The following is an 18,866-nucleotide window of genomic DNA, read 5'->3' as shown; positions in this document are numbered from 1 at the left end:
GCAACTACGCAATGCCATTGCCAGCACATGGAACGTTGATACTGCAGTTTTTGCGCTGCAGAAAATTTTCATCAGCATCGCCACCTTTCAATGCGCCATTTTCTAGCGGTTTTGCGGATAAAAACTTTAATAATCTTGATAATCTCAGCGATGAGCGCACGCCCCCACTTGCTTTGATCAAGCAACAATGCAATAAACATCAGAGAAGTGCCAACAAACACAACACCACCAAGAAACATGTTCCAGTTCACGCCGCCCGTCTTTGGTAATTTGAATGGTTTCACCACGTACACTGGGAAGAATTTTGCAGCATAGTCAATACCGCTCTCGCCCTTAAAGCTCATAGCGCTAACAATATCGCTATTATTCACAACACTAATCGTGCCTTTCTTCACAGCATTCTTGTACTCAGTCAAAGCATCTGGCTTCAACGCAAACACTGCACAATAGTATTTTCCAGTCTCCGTAGGCGCTTTAGTGTTTGAAATAAATCCGCGTGAGCGTTCCATAGTTCCGCGAGTGCTGTCAAAAAGCATAGGGTTAGCTACATCAGTAACGCAGCCATCACCCTTATTACCGTTCTTACGGCAAGTTTCCTGCTGCCGGAAGTTCGCATGCCCCCACACTTTCTGACTATCGCCGCCGTTAAGCTTAAAGAACAGTTTATTTAGATTTTCGCTCCAAACCTGAGACTTATTACCACTGCCCTTAGCTGGCTCATTCGCATCCCTGCACAACGTTCTTAGAGTAATGCCGCCGCGCTTATTTGTAGACCATGAGTCAACACCAAGGTCATTCAGCAAGCCGATTCCGCGCATAACAGTAACGCCAACCTTGTTGTCAACATTCGCAATGTTATCTGCGGAGTCGACTCTGCCTTTATTGGTATCGGAATTATACGCTGTATGGTCAAAGTACTTGTACACGTCAACATGCAAATCGCCAGCGCTAATATCTGGTCTAGTAACCTTAACCTTTGCGTAGATAGGGTGATCTTTGTTGATGGAGTCATCGCCGTCCGAAACAGAGCCATCCGGGTAGTGAACCCTAATCTCAGCCCAATACTCGCCATCATCCTGCCACTTATCTGGGCGGAAGGTGACGGAGCCTTTGCCGGTGGCGTCCTTGCTGGCTGCTTCCGACTTGCCATCAGCTTTGTTATCTTCGCCGTCTTCAAAGTTAGCCCAAGGCAAACTCTTTGCTTTCGAGTTTTTAATATCGCCAGCCTTAACAAAGCGCTTAATCTCGTACCAAGTGCCAGCAGGCAGAGCGCCTTCCTTAACGTTAACCAAATCCTCTTTTGGAACGCCGTTAGCATTAACGTCATGATTATTGCTGTCTTTAACAATCTTCTTGCTTCGCGGAGTGTCAGAGCTTATGTCAGCCTTGTGATTCTTAAGGTTCTTGTCAAAAGTACTACCCGCCAAAATCGTTGGCATCTTTGTATAAGTCGGGTTGTACAGCTGGTTGTCCTTATGAATATGAACAGAGAATGCGCCAATTTTGTAGCCTTCGCCTTCTTTGCCATATGGATTACCTCTAGCGTTAAGAACGCTTGTAACTGGGTCTTCGTTCTTCTTAGATTTGATATTAGACTCGACAGCTTTCTTAAACGCATCCGACTTCTTCTGATCGCCCTTTATAACGTAGACTTTGCACACATAGTCGCCGGTCTTTTGCGCCACGCCGCCGAAAGATCCGTGCGTGCGCTCAAAAGTGTTATAGCTTTTATCGCTATCAACCCAATCATCGTATAAGTAAGTATCAGACTTGCACTTTTTGCCATTAGTATTGCACTCAAACTGATTCTTAAGTGATGAATGCTTCCAAATCGTCTGCGGTTCCAAAAGTCGCAATCCGTCTTTTTCGCTATCTTTCTGCGACTTCTCATTATTAACATGACCAGGAAGAATGCCATACGTGTAGTCGGTTTGCTTACCATTCTTGTCTTGCTTTGAGCAAATCATATGCTGATGAAGATTTCCAATAGCGTTTGTTAAGTAAGAATCAAACATAGGGCGATCGTTACCAGCGAGTAAATCTCCTGGATGAAGGTTTATGCCATTTTCAACGCTGATAGTTCTGTATTGAGAATCCGTTGTATACCTAAACAAGTTAAGACCAAAATTATTATTGCCAGGCTTAGGCGTAACTTTCACCTTTGCGTACACAGGGTGCTTCTCGTTTACAGAGCCTTCGCCGTCTGATACAGAGCCGTCTGGGTAGTGAACTCTAACTTCCGCCCAATACTCGCCAGCAGACTGCCACTTATCTGGGTGGAAAGTTACAGAACCATATTCGCGATTAGGCTGATCTAAAGTAACTACTTTTCCGCTCTTCTTAACAGTATTGCCGTGCTCATCGCGCGTAACGTTGTCTTCACTATCTTCAAACCTAGACCAAGTTTCCTTCTCTTGTTGCAACGTAAACTTATCAGAATGGTTTTTGTCATCTACTTTTCTAAGTAGCTTCTTAATCTCAAACCACGTGCCATCAGGAAGGTCACCAACAAGAATGCTAGCTCGATCATCCTCCGAAACATCATTTCCATCTTTAGTGCTCTTTGGCTGATCAGTGCTGATATTGTCTTTTGTTGGACTGCTATACCTACCATCCTTAATTGACTTACCAGCTTGAATAGTTGGCATCTTTACATAAGTCGGGTTGTACTTTTGGTTGTCTTTGAGCTTGATTTTAAAGTAGAAACTGTCAGTAATCCACTCTGAGCCTTTTGTTGTTGCTTTAATACTTTCATAGTTATTAAAAAGTATTGAATACTCAGTAGGACCACCATTTTTCGCCGTGTCATCAAATGCTTTCAGTGAACCACCGTGATCGTTTTTATCATCATACTTTTCGTGGAAAGCGAATACTTTACACTCGTACGAGCCGCCTTCCTTAGGCGTGCCACCAATCATCGCGCGCGAACGCTCCATAGTGTCATTTTCGTATTCTCTAGAGTGAAGGTAGAGATTATCGTTACTGCAATCCTTGCCCTTGCAACGCTTGTCGTTATCTCGAATCCACTGTCGGAAATCCTCAAAATGCAAGCCGTTAATCTCTCCGCTAGCTTCTTTGTTTCCTTCTTTAGGCTTAAGCAACGCGAACGGAGAATTAGGTACATCAGTCCTATGGCATATCACGCGGAAAGTAATAGGACCTTTACCATTCTTTGCCCAAGAATCAAACACAATACCCTTATTAGGGTTCTTGTGATCCTTATCTGACAGACCTATTTTCTTACCCTTATCGATCTCGTGAGGATTCGTTTTATCTCTAAAGGAAAAGCCCCAGAAACCATTATTATTTATGCTATTCCCGTCATATAAACCAAGATTCAAGTCACCGCCTGAAATTGGCAAATCACCAACTTTAACAGGAGCATACACGACCTTGTCATAATTACCTGCATCACTATCTTTAGACGTAGAACCATCTGGGTACGTAACAAGCACAGGCGTCTTTTCACTTTTACCAGCTTGCGTTTTAGACGGGCTAAACGTCACTTTGCCGTTTCCTGTATTTTTCGAATCAATCTTAGACCAATCAAGCACAGGAGAACCGTATTTACCATACTTCTCTAACTTAAAGGTAGAACCTTTAGGAAGATTACCTACTCTAACCCACGGCTTTTTGTTAGCTCGTACACTCTTAGGCTCTTCGCTATCAGTAGGGTTAAACTTCTTATGATTCGGATCGTATGCAACAGTAGTTTCCTTGTACTGCGGGTTGTACAACATGGCGTTAGAAACAACCTTGATTTTTATAGGTACATTTTCCTGAACCATCGGTGTCGTATACTTACAGTTGTATTGGTAAGCGCTAGGAGTTGGGTGCGTAATCTTCACCTTAAAAGTAATACCTTCAGAATTACGATCCAACTTTCCTGGATTATACGTAATATAACCAGTTTTACTATCTATGCTCACACAGCCTTTGTCAGAATTATTTTGACCAGTACTACAACTACTAGATTGCGTAACACCTTGTGGAATAGAAGTAAGCTCATACTTCATACTAGAGCCGTTAGGAAAATCTGATGGAATATTAGTAGTAGTATCAGTATCTTTTCCTGCAACATAGCGACCGCCATAATGGCTTTGTAGAGAATATTGACCATCCCAGTCGCCTAAGTCCCATCCCTGCCAAGAACCAGTATTAACGTACGGCTTAATTGTTACAGGCGTACCATACGTAGTAACAGGCACATTCTCTACGCCACCATAAGTAGTGTCCGAGCTTAAATTCTGATTATTTAACTTCTTTACATAATCATTCATCATGCTAGACGAATATTGAGGATATTTTATTTCAGTCTTACCATTTGGATCAGTAATATTATTCAAAACAGTATGCGGCTGATCACTATTACTAAAATCAGGCAAAGCGTCAGGATTCTTATGGTCATAGCCTTCCATAGAATCTGGAATACCATCGCCATCACTATCGAAAGGTCCAATAAAAGTCCACTTACTTCTAACTTCTACAGCACCATTTTTCTTCGTTTCTAAATCTCCAAAATCGCTTTCGGAATATGTACCTTTGCCAGAGTTCCATCCAGCTGAGAACGGAAGATTCTTCAATACTAAATCTGAGCGATTTTCCATACTTTCATCAACAAACGCAGTGATATTCCACTGAAAAGCCGTATTACCTGAAACTTCCCAGTCAGCAAGAACCGTAGAGAAATCATTCTTCCAGTTTCTAATTTCGCACATGTCATGTTTATCGTTCGAATCGCAATACGATGTAAGTCTGGAAGTACCTAAAGCATTATCCCAATAAGAGTTAAATAGCTGTTGGTCTTTACCAACACCCTCTTTACCAGCTTTACCTTCATACAAATTACCGTCGAACGAATGAGCCCATCTAGAACTACTGTTAACAAACTCATCTAATGTTTTATTAATTGTAACAATAGGCTCTTGATACTGGATTGCTCTACATCCACGACCGTTATCAGTTTTATCAAACTGTTTATCTTTTGGAAACGCGCTATACCACTTGTCTGTTTCAGGCCAGCAGCCATAGTTACGGTAACCAGTTCTATTACCAGACTTCCTTCTACTAATTTTTATACTTTTCCTATCAATACCTTTTGGAAGCCAAGCCATAAGAAGAGGTCTTTTACCACCAAACGCTTTATCTTCTCTCTTACCGCTATAAGGTTCACCTGTTACAATACTCTCGTACATTTGAGAGTAAGTATTGAAGAACACTTCCCATTTAATCTGAGTTCTATTTCTACCAGTAGAAGAGTCATAAACATTGCGACCAACTTCAACGTTAGAAGCAATCTGACTAGGAGCATCCCCTATTCCAAAGCCAGAACCAGACACAAAGCCTGTACCAAAACTATTCCACCAAGCATGAATAGGTGCTTTACCATCTGCATAACCCTTAGCTTCTTCTACTGGCGGCACTATGAGCATTGTCACTATGGTGGCGGCGGCAACGAGCATTGCTAAAAACGCACGGAAAACGTAACGCTTCGAAAGAATACGTCTGCAACTATCTGAAGAAGCAGAAGCGTTAAGCATTCTAAACTGCTTACGCAAGTTCAATAAGCCATGAAGCCGTGACATTCTAACGCCTCGATTTCTTAAAATCTAAAAGCTGCTCGAATACTCATGCCCTTTGGTTTTATAAGCCAACAAGCATTGCCCGGGGTACAGAACACCGCATTATCAGCAAAAAGCGCGCAATCAAACTACGTAAATAAACGTAAGCCGACTACGTAAACAACGCGAAACTATTGAAGAAAACTAGCGTGCAAGCGTTAAATAAACGTAAGCATACCTAGCTTCCACAAAACCAGTAGTTAAATTCGCGCCAAACGCTCAAATGCAAAATAATACAGTGCACTACTGCAAAGCACGTATACAGTTGTACCCCCCCCCATAGGAAAATTCAAGGAAAATCTACACATTTTTTAACATTCGTAAAAATTCCTAGATTCTATAAAGATCACCATAAAATACGTTAAAAATATATTGGAAACTTTATATTTTTCGCTTTTAGCATCGAAATTATCACGCTCGGCGTGTCTTAAAACACAATATGCAGCACTTTGCATAATAAAACATACTAAATATAGGATTTTCGATAATAGAAATAAAGAGTTAAAGAAATAAAGAGTTAAAAATGAAGCAACATCTTCTACATCTTCTACATCTTCGCATTACACGTTTTAAAAGACTTTATACTTTTACCAGCCTTAATTTTCTCCAACGCTTTATACGCATCATCTAAAGTCTTAACGCTTACTACGTTTAAACCTTGCGGAATATTGCCAACCACCTCATCACAATTGCTATTTGGCGCTAGAAACCATCTTGCACCATCTCTTTTAGCAGATATCATCTTTAAACGAATTCCGCCGATTGCCCCAACTTTCCCATTATTATCAATGGTTCCCGTGCCTGCTATTGTTTTGCCGCCAGCCAAATCTACGCCAGTTAACTTGTTTAAAATACCCAAAGCATACATCATTCCTGCAGAAGGACCGCCAATATCGTCTATATGCATCTTAACTTTTACGTTTTTTACATTCACATTAAGATGTTTCTTCGCATAATCCAAAGCCGCCACTTGCGCAGAAGATTGCGAGGAAGTCATCTGCTTATTTGTTTCTTTTTTATAATCACTTGCATTTTGATTTACAGGTACTAACACCTCACGCGGCAAAATCTGCTTTTTTGAATCAAACCAAGATAAAACAGCGTAAATATTTGGAATCTCATACCCTGGCACTCCAGATGTATTTACTGTAACTAAAAGCAATTTGCCACTTTTTGAATGCGATTTTAAACCCGAAGCAGCTGAAGCAGCTTTTTTATTAGGATTATTAGGATTATCTACGTTTATCACATATTTTCCAGAAGATTTTCCTAAAACGTCTTGAGTTGGCCCTGGCTCTTCAACAACATATGCGCTAGGAAGAAAAAGCACAATAATCGCAAGAACACCAATGATCAGTCCAATAAAATACTGCACGGATTTTGAAGAAAAATATTTAACAAAATAATTAAAAACTCTACTCGTAAAACTTATAACAGTCATACATACATTATTAAAAACAGCAAATATCTTATTAGTCATAAGAAATAATTCTATACTCAAGCCATACGCATAACGGAATTAGGATTCATTTAAAATATTAAATTAAAAAAGTTACTTAAATTATTGATTTATTGAATGAAAATTGCCGTATATCAGGTAGAATCTGTAATAAGCTGCAAAAAGTCACACTAATAAATGAATGCGAAATAACGTAGAAAATATTAGATGACTTTTAACTAAGACTGTAAGGACTTAACTATGAGCGAAGAAGAAATTCACCAGTGGCTCGTCGACTGCTTTGGTTCTGAACAAGGCGAAAAAGCATGGCACAACTTTGAGAACCTCCCTTTTGACATACGCGAACACATCAAGGAAAGGTGTGGAATTGGAGGACTTCCGACACCAGGCGAAGTTCACGCCATGATGCAAGCTTTTTCTACAGGAGGATTAAACAATCCTCTTGAAATGAGAGTGACTCTCGAAGACGGTCCAATAAATAAAAAGCTTGCACAATCTATCGCTATTCAAAGATCAACAAGCGATGGAGGAACCGTAAACGCTGAAGTTGCGGACTGTGCTAGAAGAGCACTTAGCCAAGCAAACTTGTGGCTAGACACAAGTTGCAACTTAAATCCTGCGCCAGGAACACCTGATATTCTTTCTAGATCTGATTGGATTGAAGGAACAATAGATTCGTGGGTTAAATTCGCGAACCCTGTTGCAAAATCTGTGTGCGAGGCGTTTACAAGCGTAATATCCGCAAGATTCGGCGATTCACAAGATACAGAAGTGGATGGCATATACGATGGAATTATGCCAATCCCTATGCCAGATGAGGTAAAACAACCTGACCAGTTTATGAGATTGCTCGGAAATACATCTTTTGCTATGCAACTAGGATACGCTGCTGGAGCATTATCTCACGAGGTTCATGGAAGCTTCGATCAAGGTATAGCACTACTTAACAATCCAGCTGGAGGTCTTATTCCATACAATTGCATAGATTATGCAAAAACCTGGGGATTAGACGTAACAGAAGTTATGAATTATCTTGCCTTACGCGAACTTGCACACGCTCGCTTGTTTGCGTCTGTACCATGGCTTATGCCACGTTTTGAAGCTCTGATTATAAAGTATGCAGATGGTATTTCTATTGACTTAGATGCTGTAGAAGACCAGCTTAGAGATATTCAAGAAATGGATCCAGAAGCTGTTTCTGGAGCGGTGGATATTTCTAAAGTTGCAGATACAGAAACAGAGGGTCAAAAACAGGCTCTTAAAGGACTGGAAACACTTCTTGCTCTTACAGAAGGCTGGGTTGATTGCGTTATTTGGCGTGCTGGAATGGCACATATTCCACACATCGATCAACTTAGAGAGATGATGAGACGCGAGCGCGCTGCAGGTGGACCTTCGGAAATAACTTTTGAATCTCTTATCGGATTGAGATTAAGACCGCGCAGAATGCGAGAAGCTGCAGCATTATGGGATTCAATCACAAACGAAAAAGGCATTGAGGAGCGAGACTCTATGTGGAATCATCCTGATCTTTTGCCTGATTTACCAGAGTCTCAGGATGAGGCAAACGCAAGTGATAAAAAAACGAATACTACAGATGAAAATAGCACAGATAATAATAAGCAAATAGATTCTGCAGATTCTACAAACAAAGATGAGGCAAGCAAATCCTATGAGGCTGATTCTACAGATAATGAAGAGTCGTCAGCTTCTAAGATTGATAACGACGAGTCTGAACATGAAAATTCTTATGAAAATAAGAAAAATGATAATGTTGAGACTAATGCTGAAATTAATGCTGAGTCTAATTCTGAATCGGAAACTGAAACAAATAAAGAGTCAAAAGAATCAAGCATGAATATGCCTAATTTGGAAGACTTCAAGAATAGTGAAGATTTAGAAAAGAAACTCAAAGATGTGAATTGGGACGATGAATTAAGCAAACTGTTAGCATCTAATGACACGTCTGACGACGAATCTGATGACGCAAACAACAATGCTGACGAAGATTCAGATAACGGTGAAACTGATTCTGATTCAAATCCCGATTCAGATATAAATAAATAATAAGTGAATAATAAATAAATAAATAATAAATAACAATAAATAAATAACAAATGAATAATAAATGAATAGAAATAATAAAACAGAGCGGAAAAACTTGCGATTTTCTTAGAATTATTTTAAACAAATTATTCTAAGAAATGACTTACAGTTCTTTGCATACCACTTCCATAATCCTTGCAAAGAGCGTAAGAAATATGCAAGGTTTTTTCCGCTCTTGTTATTGCAACATACATAAGTCTGCGTTCTTCTTCATCCTCATCTTCACTTCTACTAACAGAAGATCCAAAAGGAAGAAGACCTTCAGAACAGCCAACCAAAAAAACGTGTTTAAATTCCAAACCTTTAGACGCGTGAATTGTAGATATAGTTACAGGAAGTAAAGATTTTTTAATTAAATCAACATGCTTCTTTTCGGAAACATTATCTACAAACTTATTATCTGTATCAGCAAAGGATAAGTCGCCAGCAACCGATGAATTGGAATTGCTTACTTCTGTATTATCTATATTATTATCGAGCACATCAGGTTGAAGACCAGCATCTTTTTTAACAGAAAAATGTAAGCCCAAGCTACCTAATGTTCTACAAAACATATTCTGCTGAACATTAGTGCGCGTAAGAATAGCAAAATCCGTAGGAAGCGCATCCCCCGATTTAACAGCTTTAGAAATCTGCTGAGCAACAGAAAGAGCCTCATCGTAATCAGTATTATAAATACTTTTGGAAACGCGAGCGCCACCCTTAATATTTGATTTTAATTTTAAATAATCACGCCTACACGCAGATTGTGAAAGAACACGATTAGCAAGACCAACAATACGTTCTGTAGACCTGTAATCCGTATTCAAACTAATATCCGCGTAGATTGGTGCAAATTCTTTTGGAAACTCAAGTAAATCGTAGCTACTAGCACCAGCGAAAGAATAGATGGTTTGGGCAGGATCTCCAACAACGCAAATATTGCGGTTATCGCCCAACCATAGTACAAGAAGCTCATGTTGCAATGGCGAAACATCCTGATACTCATCAACAGTAACCCAACCTATTAAACTACGAATCTGTTTAGCAGCATTAGGGAAAGATCTTAAAATATGACAGGTTAAAAGGAGCAAATCGTTAAAATCAATAAGATTACGCGTATTTTTTTCAATCTCGTACGCTTTATAAACTTCTACGAATTGTTTAACATCTAATCCCGCAGGGAGTTCTCTATGAACACAAGCATATGCTTTCGCATAATCATCTGGTGCAATAAGCGAAACTTTCGCCCAATCAATTTCTGAAATAATATCTCTTATTTGCACAGACGTCATATTTGCAAGATCTGTGTAATGAATCAATGCTTGCTCTGTAACTTCTTTAGGATCATCCATTATTCTTGGAAAAGGAGCTGAGCACACTGAATCCCATACCTTACGTAAATGTTTTAATGCTGCAGAATGAAAAGTTGCGACAGTCGCATTATTAACACCTAATTTTTTAAGACGTTCTTGCATTTCTTTAGCAGCCTTTACAGAGAAAGTTACCGCTAAAACGCGATTTTCATCCCATTCTCCTTTAGCACACGCATACGCTATTCTGCGTGTAATAGTGCGAGTTTTACCAGCACCAGCGCACGCCACAATGCGAACAGGACCATTTAACGCAATGGCTGCTGCACGCTGTGAATCATCTAAATCATTCAATAATGACTCTGGAGAAGAAATCATATTTCTATTGTTACAGCAAACAAAGAAAAAATAAAAGATTAAAACACAAATGTGGTTAAAGGTTATTTGACTATATCTCGCTGCTTTGTATTACTGTTGAACTGTGACACAGATAAGCAGATTCAAGTTGGTAGCGCTGGCCTCATCGGTCATGCCAGAAGTACAATTCGCCGGAACCCGCCAAAGTGAGCAGGCAAACGCCACCGATGCCGCTGCGGGAATATCTCATGCCGTTATTCAAGACGTTTCTGGTAACCTTTATGACATTTTTGTAAGCTCCGAGGAAAAAGGGCAAAAACGCTTACACGACAGAGCGAGAGCAGCATGGGTGCTGCAAAAAACCAAAGGACTTGCAGCTCTTGGATTTGCACACGAAGAAATGCTTAAGTTTGTTCCTGGCTCCCTTTCAAACCAGAACAATCAAAATACGCAAAATACAAAAGTTGCGCAATCTACACAATCTACACAAGAAGATAACCAATCTGATTCAAACAGCTTATATGGCGAAAGACTTGGACAGGCAGATTTTAATAATCCAACAGTATTGATTTGCCCACATTTAAACGGAAGCGCTAGAGAATTAAGCCTTCTTACAACAGACGATTGCGTAAACGCTGGCACAGCCATGGGCGCAATTCACCGACTAAGCCCAGCATTTTTAACAAAAGGCGGCTACCCGACTTTTACTACTGGTCAGATTCGAGCACAATTAACATCTTGGATTAAAAGGCTACGTCAAGCTGGTCACATTCCTACTGAAATCACCGATAACTGGTCCAGAGTGCTTGAAACCGATGGATTGTGGGCATTTGACACTTGCCCTGTTCACGGCGGTTTTAAAGATGGAGATTTTCTATTTTCTGGATCTACGATTACTGCAATAACCAATTGGCAGAGCATGCAAATCAACGATCCTGCGCGAGATTTAGCGTGGATTTTTGCAAAACTTAATGAACAGCATAGGAATGCACTTCTTAGCGCTTACGGAAGAATGCTAGGAGCCAGATTAGACAGCATGATTATGCTTCGCGCAAACCTATGGCTTCAAATGGAGCAGGTTGGCGACTTTGTTCAAGCTTTGCAGCGTGCGGATACAACTGGGATCATGCGCTTTAAAGCACAAGTAGAACGTCTTGCTCACGAGCTTACGCGTATAAACAATTCTAGAAACGCAAATGCTAATCAAAACAACAATTCAAGCGCAAATCCTGCGTCTTCTCTAACTGTAGGAGATATAGTTAAAGACGATACTATTGAATCTTCTGATGCCACAAATGAGAGCAATATAAGTGCTAAAAGTCAGACAATTGCTTTAAACAGCAATAACGACAGCACGAGTGAAAACCCTACAAAAGTGAACTATTCAAATTCACAAGCGCAAGAAGATTCTTACAAAGAGTCTGATAATACGAATGCTACTAAAACTACATCTGTTGCTGATAATCTAGAAACACAAGTTATAAATAGCATTATCAATAACGCCAATAATAGTAACAAGAATAGTGACGGAAGCATCGAAAGCAAGTTCGAGAGCAATAACAGCATCGAAAGCAAAGATAACAATGTAGAAAATACTGGCAAAAATAACAATGAAGATTTAGATAAGCCAGCAACTATTATTATCCCAATGCTAAAAGATGCAGATCAAGCTATTAAAGATGCTAAAGACAAACTGAGTAATTCGTAAATGCTAAATATTAGATGCTAAATATTAAGTAAAATCAAAGAAACCAATTATTAAAAGTATCAAAAGTATTAAAGGAAACAAAATGAAGGTAACAATCGGAGTTAAACACGTAAACGACACTATCAGCTTTGAATCAGAACAAAGCGAAGAAGACGTGCAGAATATTATAACCAATGCAATCAAAGACGAAAAATTAATCACCATTACAGATAAAAATAACAGGAAAATTGTTGTACCTAGCAACTCTTTTGCCTATGCAATAATCGGAGATACCCCAACACACACTGTTGGTTTCAACGCATTGTAATTACAAAACTAGCGATTTAGGATTTTACTCACTACTTCGTCGCTAGTTGTTTCTTCACCAAGACTATTTGGTTTCCCGCTTCCGTGCCAATCAGAGCCGCCAGTAACAAGCAAATCCAAGTCTTTTGCTAATCCAAATAGTCTTTGTCTTTGCGTTAAAGAATTACCACGATGATACACTTCTAAACCATCGAGACCTAAACTAGCGTAATGAGCAATTTGAGAGTCTGAAAGAATAACAAGATTCCTACTATAATCCGCAGGATGTGCAATAACGCTTACTCCCCCAGCATGTTTAATAACTTTAATAACTTCATCAACGCTGGGAGATGGCGTAGGAATGTAATAAGGTCCATGAGGCGCTACTGGCCCTGCAAAAGCCTGAGATCTTGTTTCAAAAACACCTGCAGCAACCAATGCATCTGCAATATGTGGTCTGCCAATCGTAGTCAGATTCCCTTTACCTGCTTGATCAAGAACATCTTGCCAAGTAATCGGAAAATCGTGCGACATAAGCTCCACCATTTTACGCGTACGATTTAAACGACGTTTCCTTGTTAAATCAAACATTTCAATAATGCACTCGTCGTTTGGATTATAACGATAAGCAAGCATATGAACAGATATATTACCTTCTACAGATGTGATTTCGGATCCAAAAATAACTGGAAAATCCGCAATATTAGCAGCTTCTTTAAAATCACTCCAACCAGCAGTAGTATCGTGATCTGTAATAGCCACACCTTTAAGACCAATAGTTTTAGCTTCATTTACCAAATCTTCTGGCGACTTTGTACCATCGGAATAAAAGGTATGACAATGCAAATCCCAACCAGAATTATTCTCATCAGGGTTTGCAAAAAAATCAATATCAGCGCTAGTGCTAGTTACAGTCATACAATTATCGTAAACTGTGGCATGTAACGTTTATCTTATAAACGATTAATCCCTACATTATTAGCGTTTACAGGAGTACTTATGGATAGCTGTAATTCACAAACAGAACTCACAAATATAAATGAGCTATCTAAAACGGAAAACAATGTAGACGGAAAAACACTTTGCGAAACAAACTCATTAAAAGGCTGGAGACATTCTGCTACTTGGGTTTACGCTATTATGCTAGTTACTTCTGCAATAGCCCTTCTAACATCTCTAATATTATCTTCTGAGACTTTAGCTCTTGCGCGCACACCGCACAAAGCGCTTGGATGCGATATAAACACTCTCGTATCATGCTCTAAAGTAGCTCAAACATGGCAAGCAGAATTCATACGATTTGGCGAACTAAGCTTCCCTAACGCCTTCTTTGGAATAGCAGCCGAAAGCGTATTTGTAACACTTGCTGTAGTCGGAATAGCAAAAGTAAAACTTCCAAAATGGCTAGCGATATTTAGTTGGATAGGCGGATTATGCGCACTCTTGTACGCGTATTGGCTGTTTTCTCAATCAATGTTCGTAATACAAGTTCTTTGCCCATGGTGCTTAGTACTAATGTTTTGCACTACTATACAATTCATGTCACTTAGCCACGCAACAGTTAGCGCGCAAGGAATTGGATTAAAAAATAAAATTCTAAACGCGTATTACAGAATTAACTACGATTTAATCGTAGACTCACTATGGATATTCGTAATCGTGCTATTAATTTTAAGCAAATACGGTCATGCTATATTTAGTTGAATCAAAAGCTTATACAACTAAATTCATCACATATTTCATCACATATTTATAAGCTGCAATTTAAATTAAAGTTATAATCAGCAGTCACTATTAAGCAGAGATTGCGATAGCTTAGCAATACGATCGCTTGAATCGGAGTTAGTGAGCAAAACACTCCCCTCGTCATCTTTATCCGCAAGAAGATTCATTGAATCTAAGACGCTTTTAAGATGATGAATAGTGCCAGCATTACCATCTACAATCTTCACGCAATCAGGCAAAAACTCGCGAAAATAACTTTTATAAAACACAAAATGAGTACAGCCTAAAACAACTGAATCAATATTGTTTAAATCATAAGAATCAAAATACTTATGCAAAGCACTCATAACAATATTTTTATTGCCTAAATCACCATTTTCCACAATTTCTACCAAATCTGGACACGGTCTAGAAAAAATTTGGTGATCTTGCGTAAAACGATTCATAAGTTCCGCAAACTTGCGCTCTTTAAGCGTTAAAGGAGTAGCAGCAACAATCACGCGCTGAGGCTTGCCGCCACCTAAATCGCAAGCAAGCTTAAGAGCAGGTTCCATGCCAATAATCGGCATACTATAGTGCTCACGCAAATCTTTAACAGCAGCAGAAGTGGCAGTATTGCAAGCAATAACAATAGCTTTAACATTAAGACTTGCAAAATGCTCAACAATCTTAAAACTAAGCTCACGCACTTCTTGCGGAGTTTTTATGCCATATGGAGCATTAGCAGAATCCCCAAAGTATATAATGCGCTCATTTGGCATTGCTTCTCGAAGCTCACGAACTACAGAAATACCACCTAACCCAGAGTCAAATACACCTATTGGAGCGCACGAAGACATAAAAACCTCCTAATAAACTCTTACAATGGTACTTTTTAGCACAAACATAATCATTGCAAAACAGCATCAATAAGACTGCGCGTGTATGGATTTTTAGGTAAACGCAATACATCTTTAACGCTTCCCTGCTCAACAATCCTTCCGCCTTTTATAACACTAACTTGGCTAGCAATGCGGCTTACTAAAGCCAAATCATGCGTTATAAACAAGCACGAAAAGTTGTACTGCTTTTGCAAGCTACTTAAAAGATTTAGGATTTTTAGGCAATGATTTGCATCTAACGCCGAAGTTGGCTCATCTGCAATAATCAAAGAAGGACGATTTATTAACGCTCGCGCAATGCCAACTCGCTGTTTTTGACCGCCAGAAAGCTCGTGCGGGAACCTGTTTATTAAGCTTAATGGCAAATGCACTTGATTAAGAACAAGCTCCACGCGCTTTTTGCGCTCTTCTTCGCTAAGACTTTTATTGACAATAAGAGGCTCGGCAATGCTCCAACCTACAGTTTTTAAAGGATTTAGCGCCGAGCCAGAATCTTGGAAAATGAACCCAATATTGCTTAAAATCTTGCGATTTGCGCGTTTTTTGCAATCGGAGTATAAATTAAGACCCTCTATGCTTATGCTGCCAGATTCTGGCTTAAGCTGACCAGAAATAAGCTTTGCAATCGTTGTTTTTCCAGCACCAGATTCGCCAACCAGCGCATGCGTTTTCCCCCTTAAAATATTAAGGTTCAAATCACTTATTGCGTATTTAGAAGGGTTGAAAATTTTAGAATACTTAGCATATTTAGCAGAAACATTTTGAATGTTTACGCAAAAATCGCCAGCCTCCGAACTAGTTGATTCGCTAGCTAAATTACTAATATCAAAATCAACAATAGAGTCTAAAAGAGATCGCGTATAGCTGTTTTTAGGATTAGAAAACACATCTTTAACTAGCCCACTTTCAACAATACTGCCACTGTTCATAACATAAACTGTGTTTGCAACAGCCTTAACAACGCTCATATTATGCGTAATAATCAAAACCGCAATATTATGCTTTTTAGCTAAATCGCGCAAAAGCTGCAAAATCTTACGCTGAGTTGTAACATCCAAAGCTGTTGTAGGCTCGTCTGCAATAAGCAAAGAAGGTTGATTAATAATTGCCATTGCAATCATTGCGCGCTGAAGCTGCCCTCCAGAAAGTTCGTGCGGATAAGACCTATAAACGCGATTTACATCCTTTAGGCCAACCTCGCTAAGGGAATCAAGAACTCGCGATTTTTTAGCGCGAGCGCTCGTCTTGCCAAACTTTTCGTGATGATATTTTAATGACTCTTCAATTTGCTTGCCAATGCGCATAACTGGATTAAATGCTGTAGATGGCTCTTGGAATACCATTGAAATAAGCCCCGAACGAATATAAGAATACGGAGCATTATTGCTTAGTAAATCCAAACTGTCATTAGCGCTTGTATTAATAACCGCTTTGCCAGAAACACTAAAATCGTCTGGAAGAAGACCCATTAATGCCAACGAAGTTAAGGACTTTCCCGAACCAGATTCGCCAACCAGCGCACTAATTTTGCCCGCATATAAGTTTAAATATACGTTATGCGTAATCTGATTTTTGCCAATCGCAATAGACAAGTTACTAACGCTAAGCACTGGGTTTTCGCGATTTTCCAACATTTTCTTAAATCCTTTTCTAGTTTCTAAGCGAAACTCGCGCATAGTTTGGATAAGCCGGGAAAGACCCAACAAAGAAGTTTTCCACATTGCTTCCGTGAATATAAGTGTTCTTAGAGTAAATAAGCGGAACGATTGGAGAATCGCGCATAATCTCTTTATCAACCTGCTGCCAAAGCAAATCTGCACGCGACTTATCTATAACGCCAACAGCTTGGCGAATCAAGGAATCCACTTTTGGATTCGAGTAGCGAGATATATTCCAATTGCCGCCGCCTATTTGCGAAGAGTCAAAAAGCGGACCAATATTTGCATACGCAGAAGGAAAATCAGGCTGCCATTTAGACAAAGCTAAATCGTAGTCGCCAGAATCGCCAGTAATCATATCGGTAAAAATCTGCGAATCCACAGTTCGTATAGAAACATCAATTCCAACGCGCTTTAAGCTTGCTTGAATAGAAGATGCCACTTGCGCCTGATCTGGGCGAGCAATAAGACTAAACTTTAGTTTAGATTTACCCGATTCCTTTAATAATTGTTTAGCCTTTTCTACGTCCCCACGCGGATTTGCAGAATAGAGATTATAGACTTTGCGCTCGCTTACGCCTGGAGTAATAAGCGTTGTTGCAAAACCGCCAGCAACCGCACCGCCCTTTGCTCGCTGATACGACTGCTTATCTACAGCGTACTGAATCGCCTTTCGGATCTTAACATCTTTAATACGGCGATTGTTCATGGCCAAATATTCCAACGCTCCGTCACAGCTTGTAACTAAAAGATTGCTCGACTTGTAGCTTGCTTTAGCTTGTGCGCGTTGAGCTGGAGGCACAAAATCTGCAAGAATAGCATTGTCTGCGCCAGAATTGCCTTGAATCATAGATTGGGCAGCAACAGAAGGATCAACACCAAGCTTCCAAATTATCTTGTCTGGGTAATTAGCTCGAATTGAATCCGCGCTGGAATCCCAATTAGTGTTTCTAACCATAACAATTTGCTTGCCAACTTCGTTTTCAACAATTTTGTACGGTCCAGAAGCAACTGGGCTTTTACCATAATCCTGCGCATTCCCAGAATTTAACGGAACGGGAGCAAAGGCCGCCAAAGACGCAACCCAAGGCCAATTAGCAAAAGCAGCATTTAGTTTAAAAATGATTGTTTGATTGTCTGGAGTTTCAATCGAATCCAAAGATTTGCCACTAAACGGACCGGCATAGTCTTTAGCGCCTTCCAAAAGCGCTTTGTGGTAACCGAATCCGCCTGTAAGCGAGTTTGCAAAAGAACGCTCAAGACCATATTTAATATCTTTAGACGTTATTGGGCTTCCATCCTGGTATTTAATGCCTTTTTTAAGAGTGTACTTCCAAGTTTTTCCGCCGTCTAAAGCAGTTCCCGTATCTGTTGCTAAATCGGCAACAACACGCGTTTTGCCACTTGGCGTTACTTTCCACGTTGTTAAAGCGCGGAAAACTAGGCTATTAGAAGTTATTGGCAAACCCTGACTTCTTGCAGGATCAAAATCCATTTTTGATTCAGAGCTTAGAATCGTAAGCGTTCCGCCCTTTTTTGGATTGCTATTAAGCACAGAAGCATTTGGTAGTCTTTTTTGTAGGTTTTGACCACTTTGCACAGCAGTTCCGCAAGCAGAAAATGCATAAACCAGCGAAAACACTAGAATTACAGCAATTGCTCTTAATATATTTAGAGCAAAACCGCGATTAAATTTTTTGATGATTTGATAATAATTTTGTATATTTTGTGTATTTTGCATGATTTTTCCTTAATTTTTTATAAAGTTATAAAG

11 protein-coding genes are annotated in these 18,866 nt (G+C 39.6%); 4 read left to right on the top strand and 7 right to left on the bottom strand.

Annotated elements, in window-relative coordinates; all coding sequences use genetic code 11:
- Positions 1–71: 71 nt before the first annotated feature.
- Together HXT19_RS01760 and HXT19_RS01755 are read right to left on the bottom strand one after the other, a co-directional pair.
- The gene (locus tag HXT19_RS01760; protein ID WP_422119750.1) at positions 72–5,540 is read right to left on the bottom strand and encodes a Rib/alpha-like domain-containing protein; all 5,469 of its coding nucleotides are present in this window, start codon (positions 5,538–5,540) and stop codon (positions 72–74) included.
- 628 nt (positions 5,541–6,168) lie between these two features.
- Positions 6,169–7,101: a YlbL family protein gene (locus HXT19_RS01755; RefSeq protein WP_004112354.1), complete on the bottom strand. Its 933-nt coding sequence runs from the start codon at positions 7,099–7,101 to the stop codon at positions 6,169–6,171.
- Between the two features lie 219 nt (positions 7,102–7,320).
- Here HXT19_RS01755 and HXT19_RS01750 point away from each other — a divergent pair, with 219 nt between their 5' ends.
- Complete coding sequence (locus tag HXT19_RS01750) at positions 7,321–9,147, top strand: zinc-dependent metalloprotease (RefSeq protein WP_020760564.1); 1,827 nt, start codon at positions 7,321–7,323, stop codon at positions 9,145–9,147.
- Positions 9,148–9,272: 125 nt separating this feature from the next.
- Here HXT19_RS01750 and HXT19_RS01745 read toward each other — a convergent pair whose 3' ends face one another.
- Positions 9,273–10,856: an ATP-dependent helicase gene (locus HXT19_RS01745; RefSeq protein WP_020759874.1), complete on the bottom strand. Its 1,584-nt coding sequence runs from the start codon at positions 10,854–10,856 to the stop codon at positions 9,273–9,275.
- Between the two features lie 151 nt (positions 10,857–11,007).
- On the opposite strand from HXT19_RS01745, the gene HXT19_RS01740 reads away from it, so the two are divergent.
- The gene (locus HXT19_RS01740) at positions 11,008–12,543 is read left to right on the top strand and encodes a phosphotransferase (protein ID WP_101891863.1); all 1,536 of its coding nucleotides are present in this window, start codon (positions 11,008–11,010) and stop codon (positions 12,541–12,543) included.
- An 82-nt stretch (positions 12,544–12,625) separates the two neighbouring features.
- A complete protein-coding gene (locus tag HXT19_RS01735; protein WP_004112344.1) occupies positions 12,626–12,850 on the top strand; it encodes a DUF3107 domain-containing protein in 225 nt (74 codons plus the stop codon).
- A gap of 8 nt (positions 12,851–12,858) precedes the next feature.
- On the opposite strand, the gene HXT19_RS01730 is transcribed toward HXT19_RS01735, so the two are convergent.
- Positions 12,859–13,746, bottom strand: coding sequence for a PHP domain-containing protein (locus tag HXT19_RS01730; protein ID WP_004115664.1), 888 nt, complete (start codon positions 13,744–13,746; stop codon positions 12,859–12,861).
- Positions 13,747–13,827: 81 nt separating this feature from the next.
- Here HXT19_RS01730 and HXT19_RS01725 point away from each other — a divergent pair, with 81 nt between their 5' ends.
- Complete coding sequence (locus tag HXT19_RS01725; protein WP_004115666.1) at positions 13,828–14,532, top strand: vitamin K epoxide reductase family protein; 705 nt, start codon at positions 13,828–13,830, stop codon at positions 14,530–14,532.
- A gap of 77 nt (positions 14,533–14,609) precedes the next feature.
- Here HXT19_RS01725 and murI read toward each other — a convergent pair whose 3' ends face one another.
- From murI to HXT19_RS01710, 3 genes are read right to left on the bottom strand one after another with little or no spacing between them, the layout of a single operon-like run.
- Positions 14,610–15,392: a glutamate racemase gene (gene murI, locus HXT19_RS01720; RefSeq protein WP_004115668.1), complete on the bottom strand. Its 783-nt coding sequence runs from the start codon at positions 15,390–15,392 to the stop codon at positions 14,610–14,612.
- 50 nt (positions 15,393–15,442) lie between these two features.
- A complete protein-coding gene (locus tag HXT19_RS01715; protein WP_004115670.1) occupies positions 15,443–17,068 on the bottom strand; it encodes an ATP-binding cassette domain-containing protein in 1,626 nt (541 codons plus the stop codon).
- Between the two features lie 16 nt (positions 17,069–17,084).
- Positions 17,085–18,833 carry an ABC transporter substrate-binding protein gene (locus HXT19_RS01710; RefSeq protein ID WP_020760559.1) on the bottom strand — a complete coding sequence of 583 codons (1,749 nt, stop codon included), beginning with the start codon at positions 18,831–18,833 and terminating at the stop codon, positions 17,085–17,087.
- Between the last annotated feature and the right edge of the window lie 33 nt (positions 18,834–18,866).

Source organism: Gardnerella sp. DNF00038 (genome assembly GCF_049262855.1).
GTDB lineage: Bacteria > Actinomycetota > Actinomycetes > Actinomycetales > Bifidobacteriaceae > Bifidobacterium > Bifidobacterium vaginale.
Note: the sequence above shows the minus strand (reverse complement) of the source record. Positions and strands in the feature narration are given on the sequence as shown.

Bases quoted from the DNA above. Each gene is read 5' to 3' on its own strand.
- HXT19_RS01760 (WP_422119750.1), bottom strand. From the start codon at position 5,540: ATGCTTAACGCTTCTGCTTCTTCAGATAGTTGCAGACGTATTCTTTCG.
- HXT19_RS01755 (WP_004112354.1), bottom strand. From the start codon at position 7,101: ATGACTAATAAGATATTTGCTGTTTTTAATAATGTATGTATGACTGTT.
- HXT19_RS01750 (WP_020760564.1), top strand. From the start codon at position 7,321: ATGAGCGAAGAAGAAATTCACCAGTGGCTCGTCGACTGCTTTGGTTCT.
- HXT19_RS01745 (WP_020759874.1), bottom strand. From the start codon at position 10,856: ATGATTTCTTCTCCAGAGTCATTATTGAATGATTTAGATGATTCACAG.
- HXT19_RS01740 (WP_101891863.1), top strand. From the start codon at position 11,008: ATGCCAGAAGTACAATTCGCCGGAACCCGCCAAAGTGAGCAGGCAAAC.
- HXT19_RS01735 (WP_004112344.1), top strand. From the start codon at position 12,626: ATGAAGGTAACAATCGGAGTTAAACACGTAAACGACACTATCAGCTTT.
- HXT19_RS01730 (WP_004115664.1), bottom strand. From the start codon at position 13,746: ATGACTGTAACTAGCACTAGCGCTGATATTGATTTTTTTGCAAACCCT.
- HXT19_RS01725 (WP_004115666.1), top strand. From the start codon at position 13,828: ATGGATAGCTGTAATTCACAAACAGAACTCACAAATATAAATGAGCTA.
- murI (WP_004115668.1), bottom strand. From the start codon at position 15,392: ATGTCTTCGTGCGCTCCAATAGGTGTATTTGACTCTGGGTTAGGTGGT.
- HXT19_RS01715 (WP_004115670.1), bottom strand. From the start codon at position 17,068: ATGTTGGAAAATCGCGAAAACCCAGTGCTTAGCGTTAGTAACTTGTCT.
- HXT19_RS01710 (WP_020760559.1), bottom strand. From the start codon at position 18,833: ATGCAAAATACACAAAATATACAAAATTATTATCAAATCATCAAAAAA.